We start from the raw sequence: 13678 nt of genomic DNA, 5'->3' as shown, positions 1-13678 counted from the left end.
TGTAAGTAAAAGTGAATTAAATGATGTGAGTTATGATTTATTTATAAGTGCTATTTCCTATAAACAAGAAAACACTAATTATTATGACCAACATAATATAGATAATGAATCCATAGAAATAAATGAAATAAATGGATCAATGAATATGATGCTTAATGATGGGGATATTCAAATATCTGGAAATTTTGATGGAAACATTAAAGCATCAGGTATCATCATGTTTAATTATGGACTTTTAACGAATGCAATTAATTTAGGTAATATTAGTATTTTTAATGATGTTCAGACACTTAATGACCAAATAGAAGCAGCAGGCATCGCATATGCAATGGTTGGAGCATATGCTAGCATCAAAGATGCTGCAAACAATGGTGATGTCGTTGTAGTTTCAAATACAAGTTTAGGATTTGCACATGCATCAGGGATTGTTTTAAGAAATGATCGATTAGAATCAGGCGCTGATATTAACCAAGAAGGTACACATCAATTTGCTAAAATTATGTTTTCTGCAAATTATGGGGATGTTTATGCCTATAATAACAACGATGAGTCAAGTTATAGTATTGTTGATGAAACAAAGAGTAAAGCTTCGGGTATATTAGCCATAGGTTTGTTATCATCTGTTAATAATGTAAACTTTGGTAATATTTATTCAAATCATTTAGCAAGTGCAATGATAGGATTCATATACTTAAACAAATTTGGAACTATTGGATATGATGAAGTTTATATTGCTAATTCAATGAATTACGGATATGTTAGAGAAATCTTAGCATATGACGCATATAATACGAGTTTTACGATTGATATGACACAAGCTCCATCTACAAGTAACAATAAAGCATTTGCAGCAATTGTAGGCAAAATTCATACGAATACAAGTACTTGGGCTTTTGCTGGTGATGTAATGTATCCAATAGATCGTATATATTTTGGTTATTTACTTAATTTTGATGCAAAAATTGATATGTTTTCAAGTGCTCCTGCACTTTCAAGTAGTTGGCAAGATGTATTTGATGGAGATGCAACAGTAGCAAATCTAGCTATTTTAGAGATGCAAAAATATATGGCAACAACGAATCCTGATGATGATTCTGCAGCACCATTTTCAGTGTTTTATGCAGGTGGATTTATTGGACAAAATCTAGGGAAACAAATATCATACTATGATTTAACAGAAGATGATACAGGTATATTTTATGAAGATTTTGCATTTAGATCTATTAGACCAGCTTATAAAGGAACCGATCAATATATCCTTGATTATATTTCATATATACCAAGAGATAAAATATCAACTGAGATGCTAGATAGACTTGAAGCAAATATAACGACTTCATATCCAGGTTTTTATGCTTTATCCAGTAGTAAAGGTATCGGCAATGGTATATTTATTCCTGATAATTTTGAGACAGAAAATTTAAATGAGTTTTCTGCTGATTTTCCTGATGGAGATTCTAGTTTTTTAGGAGATCCTGACACAACAGAAACTATTAGTAATCAGTTATATGTAGAAATGCGTCAAATAAAAATGGATTTAGCAACTACAATTTATGATTTAGAAATCAGTCAAACTGATATTAATGGAAATGAAATTGTAGATGGATTAACTTTAAAAGATCCAATTATTGATGAACAAAGAAATCTTATCACTTACTATTTACCAAGTAACGCAAGCATTTTACAAGATCAATCTTCAACCTTAATAAATGTAGATAGTTTTGTTGAAGTCTCTGCTGGTATACCTAATGCAAGAAAAGTTCTTGACTTATTAGTAGGTTCACAAGCTACGTATACATGGGTAGGAACTCATAAAAAATCTGGCGATCAAATGATAGAAATCGGACCCTATCATAGCACTGGTATATATGATTTAACTTCAACATTTGTAAATTATGATTCAACAAGCAGGAATAATCCTGTCTATACTTATTCAGCAGCTCCATATGATACATTAGGTGCCATAGATAGTATATTTACGCATAATCCAAATATAGAGATGTTCTTTTTAATCTGGTCTATTGGCTGGAGAGCATCAGGTTACCAAGTAACTCCAAGTGCAGCTTTGGCGCCAGGATACGCTTCATATGAAACCTTTAGTTTGCCTAATTATCCTACGCTTTATAGATATGCTGGACCATCACAAGAGAATGTAACTTATGTTGAATCTGATAATATCAATGGTGTTTCAGTATTTGATGATGCAGGGGTTTACTTTAAAGCAAGTCTTGATGAGACGACTTATCAAATATCTGAACAAGCAAGCTTAACTTATTTAGGTCAAGAACAAACATCGTTAATCTCAATTCCAAGAAGTTATGGAATCTATGATTTAATGAGTTACCAAGGAACTTATATAGATAGTGTAGAAGACCATTATGGCTCTGTAAGAGTATTTTCCAGTGCATATAACCAATCAGACCCATCAACATATAAAGACTATGAAATTAGAATTATTAGAACAGCTGATGAAAGTATTACTGATATATTAAACTTAACAGTTAATGATATAGATGCACTTGATACAGTATACAATGTAGAACAAATCATAGCGAATCTAGATTTAGATGGAACAAGTCAAAACATCATTGAAGTGACTTATGAAACATTAAATAGCTCAGACTTATACTATATGTTAAAACATATTGATGTTTACAATTTTGATACATTAACTAAAGTAACAAGCTCTTATTATCGATTAGATTACGGGTATGTATCGACAGATAACACATTTAATAATCTAGATGGCACATGGGGCACTGGATCTTTTGATATGCTTTTTGAACCATTAGAAAACTTTGAAAGTGGTCACTATATATTAAGAACAACACTTTTAAGTGGACAAACTTATGATATAGAATTTATTAAAGATGAAAGTAGTTTAAATGTTGTTAATTCCATAACTTATAATAACCAAACAACTATTCCTGAAACAAACATGGTTATCTCATATATAGATTATGGCCTATATTATGATGTGGAAAAAGAAGAAACCTTTAGCGTAGATTTTAGTAATCTAGATTCGATTACAAATGTTTATTATAATGATATAGAATCAAACCTTCCAGCTTATCTTGATGATTTAGAGATTAGTTATTTTTCAACAATCTTAGATATAGATTTACAAATCTCAAGATTAACTGACTTAAGATATCAATACGATATTATATACACAATTGAAGCAGAAGATTTATCAACATATACATTTACACATCGATTAATTGAAAAAGAAGTTAGTTTGACACCGGTTAAAGTTTATAAAAACGGTGGTGAATTAGAAGATATAACTAGCGTTGATATTAAATATAGCGAAGCACCGACTGTAAGAGTTGCTTTTGATTTATCTAATATATATATAACATCATCAGATTTATTTAGTTTTAGCAGTAGTTTCACACCACTTTATGTTGGAGATGAAGCTATAAGATCAATTGATTACTTTATTGAGTATAAAGATGAGATAGGATATGAAATTGCCTTTAATGAAAATATTGCTAAAGGTGAGTATACTTTTGACATGCATTATACACAAGAAGTATCTCTTTGGGGTCAAGTATTAAGTTGGGATACTACATTTGATCAAATAAGCATAGAAAAATTAAGAAATGACCAGTCTAAAATAGAAGATATACTATTTGTATCTGATACTATATTTTCAGGATTTAACACGATTATGGATATCCAAAATATAACTCCACTTGCTTATGAAACATATATGATGGATCCTAGTCAAAGAATTATCAATGTACTTCCTACCACTGGTATTAATTACCATATATATGATTCTGAAGATGCATATTATATTATCGGGCAAGTACAAAAAACAAATCTTTCTTTATATGAACCAATTTTCTACATTAGTGATTATGCACAAATTAAAAGAGTTGTAGATGAAAATAACATGGATCCAAGTTATCAATCAGATGATTTAGCTGATGACTTTTCACCATCAGCTGATACATTTAATTTTATTCATTATAGAGTATATGCAGAAGATTATATAGATAATCCACTAAACTATACTGATTTTTATGTTGCAGTTCAAGATGTCACAAATAATATTAGATTTGATTTAACTATCGATAATCAAAGTTCAATTGATATTGATAATATCTATGTTGGTATAGATATATGCTCAAGTGAAGAAGCATGTGATGACGCAACACTACTTTATAAGATGGGTGTTTTTTCAGTATATGATGAATTGACTGATACTTATATGCAAACACAATTTCAAACAACTTCACATGGTACTTATCAAATTACTGTTGATCTAGGTAAAGGTTTTAGTTATCAAATTATATTACAGGAAACGCAAATAGATGGCTCAAGTTTTTATTTAGAAGACTCTATTTTGCCAAGAAGATACTATATTACAATCGTTATTAGTGATGAAATTGAAGAAAACCAATGGGGTTATAGTGATTTTTTAGACCAAAATGAATAAAAATTAAAAACCCTTTACTACGTAAAGAAAAAAAAGTTTAATAAAAATGCATAAAATAGTTGACAAAAGTATTGACTTGTATTAGAATGTAACTACAAATAGGAGAAATCCAGATGTTAAAGGCAAACCTAGGGAAATCTAGCGGCGCAAAACTAAAGGGCCTGTCAAATGGTAGCCAGTTGTCATTAGAGATAATGATGCTGACTTTTTTTATTTCCTGTTTTTAAAGCAAAATTAAGAATGTAAAAGGCAAACCTAGGGAAACCTAGCGGCGCAAAACTAAAGGGCCTGTCAAATGGTAGCCAGTTGTCATTAGAAATAATGATGCTGGCTTTTTGTTTTAAAAAAACTTAAGATATATATAATGTATAAGGGCAAACTTAGGGAAACCTAAGGACGCAAAGCTATAGGGCCTATAAATGGTAGCCAGTTGTCATTCTAAGTGATGATGCTGGTTTTTATTTATAAGAAAGAAGGTGGTTCTATGAGACTTTCAAAAGTTTTAGAAGTAAAGAAAAAGAAACTCAGAAGTAGAATATTTACCTTCGGGGTTATTATTACAGGGTTATTAAGTATAACATTCGCAATAATTACATTTTATGGACAAAATGCTGGTAACTTCGTGATGTCAATGGATTATGATGCATACAATAGAGGAATCATCCTTTCAAGTGATTATGACTTCACAAATCCATCACCTAGACTTCTAACAGATCCAATAGAAGATGCAAGAGATATGACATACAGTTGGTTGAAACTTGATGAAGTCGATCAAACTGATGGGAATTATGTAGATCCAGATTATGATTATGTGGCTTATACATTCTATGTTAAAAACGATGGTTTTGAAACAGTAGATATTACATACCATATAAGAATGACAGAAATAAATAGAAATTTAGATGAAGCAATTCGCATTTTAGTTATAGAAGATGGCGATGAAACAATGTATCAAAAAATTGACAAAGTAAATGCAGATGGGCAACTTCCTTATTATCCAGAAATTATGCCAACACCTAAATTCTTTGTAAATGATACGATTATCGCAAGAGAAAATTTTACTAAGTTTGAACCTGGTCAAGTTAAAAAGTTCAGTATAATCATGTGGTTAGAAGGATATGACCCAGACACAGACGATGACATCTTAGGCGGAAGAATTAAACTTCAAATGAACTTTTCAATAGATGGCCTGAATTAAGGTGATGATATATGATGATTAAAAAATTATATATATCACTGATCACATTGATTTTATTATTTGTAACATTTGGAACAGTAACGTTTGCTTGGATTAGCTTATCAACTATTAATAATATTGAAGGCTTATCATTAGCAGCATCAGGAGGAGACGAATTACAAATCTCCCTTGACGGAATTAATTTTAGTTCACAATTACCTGCTGAAAGCTTATACGAACTATTTGATGATATTTCATTAGTAGATGTAACTTCAACAGATGGTGTAACTTTCCAAACTGGTGGACTAAGAGATGTAGCTCCAGCAGTTGCAAACGAACATTATTTAAGTTTTGACTTATATTTTCAAACAAGTGTTGTAGAACATTATGTTTATTTAGTAAATAATGTATCAAATAGCGTATCTTACGATACTTCAGCAACCGGAACATATGTTGTATCAAATGGTGTCATGTGGACAGCAAAATATGATTTCTGGTATGGCCCTGATGATACTGATTTAATTCAAAAGGGTGATGAAGATAGATATTATGCAAGTGATAGTATAAGAATTGCAATCATTGAATTAACAGATGAAACAAATGAATTAGATTTAAGAAACGTTCAAGATTTACAAAAATTTGTTTTTGATCCAAGTGGAGATGAACAAAGAGGTTACGGTAAACCTTATGGAGCTTATAGTTATTTTATAGAAAGAACTAGATACTTTATAACATTACCAGAAACTATGCAAGAAGTAAGTTACAGACTTACAGAAATTGATCCAACAAATCCTTATCAATCATTAGATGATGATTCACTAGTAACTGTTTTACAAGATACTGGTAGAGTAAATGAAAAAGGTAAAACAATTTACAGTGGTAAGGTACGAATTAATATTTGGTTAGAGGGTTGGGATGCAGATGCATTTGATGCGATCGAAAACGATCGAGTCAAGATTCAATTACAGTTTAAAGCATTGATTCCACCAGAAATTACGGATTGACTTAACGAAAGTTAATTAAAATAAAAAAATAGAAAGAAAAAATTTAAGGAGACTAGAAAAATGACAAAGATTACAAGAAAATTATTATTATCGATTATTACGGTTGTATTAACAGTGGTAGCACTGGGAACTACAACATTTGCGTGGTTCACACTGACTAATACGTCAGCTATTCAACCATTTGAAGCTGATATCGTAGCTGATTCAGGGATTGAAGTTGCATTAGGAGCACATGATGATGGATTAAATAATCCAAATTCACTAAACTGGGTTACAACATTAACAACAGAAGCAATTCAAACTTACATTGAATCAGAATATAATGCAGGTAGAATCGTTTTTAATCACGTAACAACTACAGATGGTGTTAACTTTATGACTTTAGGTGCATTATCAATGACTGCAACGACTAATGGTTATTTAGAAATCCCATTAAACTTTAGATCAGATACTGCAAATCAAATTGACTGGACATCAGTTGGTATAACATCAGATGCAGATCCTTGGACTATAGATGTAGCTTTCACAGATTTTGGTGATGTACCTAGAACTACTCCTGGGACAGTTAATGTTGATGCATCAAATGCAATGAGAATTGCAATGATTTCTGAAGCAGCTTATGGTGGACATACAGTAGCATATGAAAAACCAGCAACTGCAGCTAATCATGTATTAGGTGTTGGTGGAGACCTTAGAGGACCATTATCAAACATAGATGGTATTTTAGGAAATGCTGATGACTATTTAGGTACTGGCGGATCAATGAATTATTACTATGAAAAAAATAATACACTTCCTTTTGGTGCTGATGCTGTTGTAACTTTAGCAACACAAACTGTAATATCTGACGATCTAGTTATTGAAATGGTAGATGTATCAGGAGATCCAATTGATTATCAAGCTGACTTCTTTGGTCAAGTAATGATTAGAGTTTGGTTAGAAGGTTGGGATGCAAATACATTCAACTCAGTTTTATCTAGAACAATATCTGTTCAATTCGTATTTTCAGGTGTAACTGTTTAATTAGTATAAAGAACAGAAGAAATACTTAGTATATTAAGACAGTCTAGTCTGGTAAGTGCATTTAATTACAAAATGCACTTACCAATCCTCATGGATTGTGTTAAAATAGACAGTGAAGTATTACATAGATAAAGGAGTATTTTAATATGGACGAGAAACAAAAATCAACGACGAAAAAAGTATTATCAATATCACTAAATTCACTGTTTTATTTACTTATTATTTTATTACTTATATTTTCATTAGCTAACATTAAAGTTAAAAAAGAAAACGATATTGCAAATATCTTTGGTACAGGATTCTTATCAGTACAATCAAACTCAATGTTTGGTGATCAAGAAGATTCGTTTGAAAAAGGCGATATGATCTTCGTGAAGATGCTTGATGAGGAATCAGTTAAAGAATTACAAGTGGGAGATATTGTAACTTATTTTGATATGACAATCAAAGAGTTCAATACCCATAGAATTGTCGAAATAAATTTAGAAGAAGAATACTTGATAACTCAAGCTGATTACAATTATATCGGACAAAATACAAACACGCAACCTGATCAACCAATAGCATTTGATCAAGCATTAGCGACTTACAGTTCTAAAATATCTGGATTAGGTAATGGTTTAGATTATATTCAATCACCTACAGGATTCGCATTATTTGTGATCTTACCAGTCATATTTATTTTAGCTTTTGAAGGATTCATATTAGGAAGAAATATTCTTCAGCTTAATCGTGCAAAAATGGAAGAAAAATATGCACACGAAAAAGAAGATCAAAAAGCACTTTTAGAATCAGAAAAAGAAAAAATACGTCAAGAAATATTAGCTGAGTTAAAAAACGATAAAGGCACAGACAAAAAATCTAAATAACGGCTAAAAGATTCAAGGAGAGCATATGGTAGAATTTGCACGTTACTATATCGACTTCATTAGAGAACTTTTTGCAAATATCGGTGAATTTTTTAAGAATCTTTTTGGAATCTTTGCCGATTTATTTTTTCATAATGTTGTTGAATACTTTCAAAAGTTCATACTGTCAAGTTCACAATACACATTACTCGATTGGGTGATGGCTTTTGTTGTTTTAATTATTAATTTAGCTTTTATTATATTCTTTTTACTCAAATTATATCAATGGTCAAGTCGATATTTCCGCTTTATAAAGCGAGAAATTGAAAAAGATGAGCTTTTAGAAGAAATATCATTTTTAAATGAAAAAACTGTTGAATTAATTGATGAGAAAAATAAGATACTTGCTTTGAAGGTTTCTAACTTAGGATTATCTCCAGAAGAGCAACGAAAAGCTGATCAAGAGTTTATAGAAGAACAAGAAGAAGGACATAAAGGTCCATCAAGATTCACTAAACTTATTGATATTGACAAAGACTACGAAAGTAGAATGACATCTATTAGGATGAAAGAAGAAGATATGATAAATCTTCGAGAACTAGTAACTAGATTTATTAACTTCTCTGCATCTCAATTAGGACTTTTCTATGATAGAAAAATCATCTCTGCATTCTTTGCAGGATTTGCATCTTCTAAAACAATGATTTTAGAAGGTATATCTGGTACCGGGAAAACTTCCCTACCTTATGCAATGGGTAAATTCTTTGGTAATGATTCCAAAATTATTGCTGTTCAACCATCTTGGCGTGATCGCGCTGAAATGATTGGATACTTAAATGAATTTACAAAGAAGTTTAACGAAACAGAATTTCTAGAAGCAATTTATGAAACAACATATCGTGATGATATTTGTATCATTGTTCTAGATGAAATGAACTTAGCGCGTGTTGAATATTATTTTGCAGAATTGCTATCTTTACTTGAAATGCCTGATACAGATCAATGGTTTATTGATATCGTCCCAAGTACACAACCTGCAGATCCTAAAAACTTTAAAAAAGGTAAGATACTACTTCCACAAAATGTTTGGTTTGTTGGAACAGCAAATAAAGATGATTCAACATTTACAATTACAGATAAAGTTTATGACAGAGCAACACCAATAGAAATTAACACTAAATCAAATTTCATCGATGCACCTCCAACTGATGGTGTCATCATGTCAAATGATTATCTACAAGAATTATTTAGAACAGCAGTAAAAGATCATCCATTAAGTTTAAAAGCAATTCAAAACTTAGAAAAATTAGATAAATATATAACTGAAAACTTAAAAGTTACGTTTGGTAATCGTATCATGAAACAAATTAGATCATTTGTTCCTGTATATGTAGCAGCTGGTGGCTCAGAATATGAAGCACTAGATTATATTGTAGCTAGAAAAATATTTAGAAAATTTGAAAGTTTAAATCTACCTTTCTCACAAGTAGAAATTGGTGAACTATCAGTATTACTTGATCGTTTGTTCGGTAAAAATTCATTTGTAGAATGTCAGTCATATTTAACATCGATTTTGAAATCATACTAATAGGAGTATCTTATGAAGAAATTAGGCGATTTAAGAAAATTTCATCAAGAATTAAATTCAGCCTATCATGATTTGGAAATGGAACTTCCTTTTCCAGATGACTTCTATCAAGCCTTTTTAGGTGGAGAAAATGAACTCTATCAAAAAAGTATTACAGAAATAAAAACATTTCATGAAGATTGGATAAAAACAATCGAATCATTTTTCCCTAGTTTAAACAAAATTATTAGAGATCCTAAATCAGGATTGCGTTATGATCAAGAAATTGTAGCAATTGAAAAAGCAAAAAAGACAAATAGTGACTCAATTAGACATCTTGCATCTCATACACATTTAATCAAAGAGATTAGAGGCACCGATGTCATACCTAAAAGAATTTTAACTACACAAGCAGAAATCGAATATGCAATTTATGAAAATAGATTTGTCAAGACATTAATCGATCGTTTATTTGATTTTGTTAGTAGAAGACATGATTTAGTTAAGAAAAATGTAGATTCATTTAACAAAAAACATTTTGATTTAAAATCACAATTTAAGATTCAAGACTCAGAAGTTGATATGCATATTAATTTCATCGTTAAAGAAGATTTGATCGATGAAAAAATCAATCAGACAAATCAAGAGCTATTATCAAGAATTAGGAATCTTTTAAAACTTGTAAATGGACTTAAAATGACTCCGTTTATTGTAGGTTTAAAAGGATCAACACCTGTAAAAGCACCTATTATGCAAACTTCAATCTTATTGAAAAATATTGATTATAAAAATTGTTATACGTTATGGATGTTTTTAGATCGTTATCATACTCTAGATTTTGATGTTGATATTCAAGAACAAAATTTAACTTTTGATAGATATTATACTAAAAATGTATATCAATTAGCATTACAGACTTTCGCAACAGTTTATGGTAATCAAAAAGCATTAGAAGAACATTATCAATACTTAGATATAAAAGAGTATCGTAAAAAAAATCCTAAAATTGTTACAAGAAGGTTAGAAGACTTAATTGAATCTAACCCTTCAGTTGATATTGAAGATGTTAATATTAATGAATACTATCTTGAACAGTATAAAAAACAATTTAAAAAATCTCTAGATGAACATCTTGAAGACTCTTCAAACTTTGAAGTGGCATTAAGAAAAGCTTTAAGAGAAACTCTAGAAATATCAAATGCAATTTATAAATCATATTTTGATTTAGATGATGCATATAGCGAAGAATCATATTTTAAAGTGCTTGTTAAAGATGATACAGAAGCTGAAATTAATAAGCTTAAAGAAAAAGCAAGAGTCGCTAGAATCATTCGAGAAATTAAAGAAGTTGATTATAATAATACAATTCGACTAGAAAAACGAATCATGAAAGAAATCGATGATCTTGACAAGCAATTTATTAAAGAAACAAAACGTAAGATACAAGATGATGCTAAAAAAGCAGCAATTCAAGAAAAAATCAAGTTAGAAAGAGAAAATTTGAAGAAAAACCAAGAAGCATTATCAACTTATCTTTCTTACGTATCTGAAACTAAGAAAGTTATGACAGAAGAACATAAAGAAACAACAACTTTGATTAGAGAGACTAGAAAACAATTAAAAGCAGAAGAAAAATTAATCATCCAAGAAGAAAAGAAAAAGGCAAAATTGGTTTATGAAGAAGAGTTAAGAAAGATTAAAGAACAACATAAAGAAAACCAAAAACGACTTAATGAAAAATTAGCTAAACAAAGAAGTCAAGAAAAAATAAGATTGAAAAAACAGCAAGATAAACTAGTTAAACAATCTGAAGCAAGACTTAAAAAAGAAAAAGCTAAAATTACTGACCAAGCTATTAAGAAATTAGAAAAAAAAGTTGATCAATTGAAATAATTTATAAGATAGTAACTCGAAACAAAAGAATAAAACAATGGCTTAACAGAATAATTTTGACACCTTTGTAGTCTATGTTAAATCTAAAAATATTTGATTGAGATGGATTTGAAACTTCATACTCAAATAGCAATATAGTTATAAGTCAAATCTATAGAATTAATCATATTTATATGATAAAATTATTTTAGGAGCATATATGAAAAAGACGCTTACAGGGGTTTTCACGGCACTTGCCATCTTAATATTCGTATCATCAATATTCTTGATGATATCAGGAACAATTGCACTTAGAAGAAATGAACCTGTATTTATATTTTCAAAAGCTCTAGCTGTTGTACCAACAGATTCAATGGTTGGGACACAAGAAGATTCATTAGATATCAATGATATGGTTTTAATAAGAAAAGCTAGTATAGATGAAGTTGAATTAAACGACGTGATTGTCTTTCAAGGGAAAAACAATTCAGGTGCACCCATACTAGTTATTCATAGGGTTATTGGATTTGATGCAGAAGGTATCATTACAAAAGGTGATAACAATGCTTCACAAGATCAACCACAGTATCAAGACTACGTTACTGAAGAAAATTTCGAAGGTATCTATCAATCAAAAATAACATTCTTAAAGCCAGTTGCATCATTAATGACATCATCTAAAGGTTTAATATTTGGCGGCTTAGCAGTGGTTTTAACAATTATGTTAATCTCTGAAATCATTCATTTAGTTAACACATATCAAGAAGATAAACAATTAGCTTTAAAAGAAGCACATGAAAAAGAATTAGAAGCATTAAAAGAACAAAAGAAAAAAGAAATACTAGAAGAAATATTAAAAGAACGACAAAATACATAGATTAAAAACATTGGCAAAACTAGGGTAACCTAGTGACGCAAAGCTATAGGGCCTTAAATTAAGGTAGCCAGTTGCACTCGAAAGAGTTCAACTGGCTTTTTGTCTTAAAAATTCATGAAAAGGAGAACCAAGAGATGAAAGAAATAATAAAATCAACTATTGTTATACTTATTACTATTGCTTTATTTTCTACAGCAGTTTATGCTTGGTTCAGCCTGTCAAATGAAAGCAATTTACAAGAAGTCAATACAGAAGTTGTTAAAAGAGAATTAAATTTAGATATTGAATATGGAATTAATGGTGGAGGGTACAATAGTTTTAATGAACCAGCTACACTTAATGCATATTTATCCAGTATGTTACCTGGAGATTCCATAAATATTAGGGTTATTGTAGAAAACTCAAATTTAATTGGTGATCCAGATATGAGTATTGATATTGTTCTAGATAATATAAGAGCAGCTCAAACAGATATTGAATATGATTTAACAGATTTCTTTTATATTGATAATGGGATTGTAACCCTAACATGGTATGCTTCAAGTCAAGATTTTATTGATAACACCTATTATTTGGAAGACGATATATCCTTAGATGTAATCGATGGAACAGATATTGAATATTTAGGGTATAATTTAGAGGAATATCGCATAAATAATTTATATGATTATTATATGGATGGCGAAAATATGATAATTGATAATAACATTACAGTATTTGAATCTAATATTGCATCACAACATATTTTAACTATAGAATTTTCAATTTCTCTAGATCCATACACACCTGATGAAGGCACTGGTTTTCAAGATGGTGAATTATTAATAGATGGTCTTTATTCACTTATAAATGAGGGGTAAATA

Annotated in this window: 9 protein-coding genes and 4 riboswitches; all 9 genes read left to right on the top strand. The window is 30.0% G+C overall.

All coding sequences use genetic code 11. The features are described 5' to 3' along the window. Positions 1-25 precede the first annotated feature (25 nt). Positions 26-4447: a hypothetical protein gene (locus MPAN_RS05760; protein WP_176238930.1), complete on the top strand. Its 4422-nt coding sequence runs from the start codon at positions 26-28 to the stop codon at positions 4445-4447. A 111-nt stretch (positions 4448-4558) separates the two neighbouring features. Next, positions 4559-4634, top strand: a riboswitch (cyclic di-GMP riboswitch). Positions 4635-4685: 51 nt separating this feature from the next. Next, a riboswitch (cyclic di-GMP riboswitch) is annotated at positions 4686-4761 on the top strand. Positions 4762-4810: 49 nt separating this feature from the next. After that, a riboswitch (cyclic di-GMP riboswitch) is annotated at positions 4811-4885 on the top strand. Between the two features lie 46 nt (positions 4886-4931). Beyond that, positions 4932-5645, top strand: a complete 714-nt coding sequence (locus tag MPAN_RS05755) for a hypothetical protein (protein ID WP_176238931.1) — start codon at positions 4932-4934, stop codon at positions 5643-5645. Between the two features lie 14 nt (positions 5646-5659). Then, entirely contained in the window at positions 5660-6628 is a 969-nt protein-coding gene (locus MPAN_RS05750; RefSeq protein ID WP_176238932.1) for a hypothetical protein, read from the top strand. A gap of 60 nt (positions 6629-6688) precedes the next feature. After that, positions 6689-7651: a hypothetical protein gene (locus MPAN_RS05745; protein WP_176238933.1), complete on the top strand. Its 963-nt coding sequence runs from the start codon at positions 6689-6691 to the stop codon at positions 7649-7651. Between the two features lie 146 nt (positions 7652-7797). Then, positions 7798-8520 (top strand): signal peptidase I, encoded by a 723-nt coding sequence (locus tag MPAN_RS05740; protein WP_176238934.1) that lies wholly within the window; start codon positions 7798-7800, stop codon positions 8518-8520. A gap of 25 nt (positions 8521-8545) precedes the next feature. After that, positions 8546-10087, top strand: a complete 1542-nt coding sequence (locus MPAN_RS05735; RefSeq protein ID WP_176238935.1) for a hypothetical protein — start codon at positions 8546-8548, stop codon at positions 10085-10087. Positions 10088-10099: 12 nt separating this feature from the next. Next, positions 10100-11959: a DUF2357 domain-containing protein gene (locus MPAN_RS05730; RefSeq protein ID WP_176238936.1), complete on the top strand. Its 1860-nt coding sequence runs from the start codon at positions 10100-10102 to the stop codon at positions 11957-11959. A gap of 199 nt (positions 11960-12158) precedes the next feature. Beyond that, the gene (locus tag MPAN_RS05725) at positions 12159-12815 is read left to right on the top strand and encodes a S26 family signal peptidase (RefSeq protein ID WP_176238937.1); all 657 of its coding nucleotides are present in this window, start codon (positions 12159-12161) and stop codon (positions 12813-12815) included. A 2-nt stretch (positions 12816-12817) separates the two neighbouring features. Then, positions 12818-12894, top strand: a riboswitch (cyclic di-GMP riboswitch). A 55-nt stretch (positions 12895-12949) separates the two neighbouring features. Continuing rightward, positions 12950-13675 (top strand): hypothetical protein, encoded by a 726-nt coding sequence (locus MPAN_RS05720; protein ID WP_176238938.1) that lies wholly within the window; start codon positions 12950-12952, stop codon positions 13673-13675. Positions 13676-13678: the final 3 nt, after the last annotated feature.

It is taken from the genome of Mariniplasma anaerobium (assembly GCF_016865445.1).
Lineage (GTDB): Bacteria > Bacillota_I > Bacilli_A > Acholeplasmatales > Acholeplasmataceae > Mariniplasma > Mariniplasma anaerobium.
The sequence above is the reverse complement of the archived record's forward strand: the minus strand, read 5'-3'. Positions and strand labels throughout refer to the sequence as shown.

Excerpts from the sequence above, each read along its gene's own strand:
- MPAN_RS05750 (WP_176238932.1), top strand. The coding sequence starts at position 5,660 with ATGATTAAAAAATTATATATATCACTGATCACATTGATTTTATTATTT.
- MPAN_RS05720 (WP_176238938.1), top strand. The coding sequence starts at position 12,950 with ATGAAAGAAATAATAAAATCAACTATTGTTATACTTATTACTATTGCT.
- MPAN_RS05725 (WP_176238937.1), top strand. The coding sequence starts at position 12,159 with ATGAAAAAGACGCTTACAGGGGTTTTCACGGCACTTGCCATCTTAATA.
- MPAN_RS05730 (WP_176238936.1), top strand. The coding sequence starts at position 10,100 with ATGAAGAAATTAGGCGATTTAAGAAAATTTCATCAAGAATTAAATTCA.
- MPAN_RS05745 (WP_176238933.1), top strand. The coding sequence starts at position 6,689 with ATGACAAAGATTACAAGAAAATTATTATTATCGATTATTACGGTTGTA.
- MPAN_RS05755 (WP_176238931.1), top strand. The coding sequence starts at position 4,932 with ATGAGACTTTCAAAAGTTTTAGAAGTAAAGAAAAAGAAACTCAGAAGT.
- MPAN_RS05735 (WP_176238935.1), top strand. The coding sequence starts at position 8,546 with ATGGTAGAATTTGCACGTTACTATATCGACTTCATTAGAGAACTTTTT.
- MPAN_RS05740 (WP_176238934.1), top strand. The coding sequence starts at position 7,798 with ATGGACGAGAAACAAAAATCAACGACGAAAAAAGTATTATCAATATCA.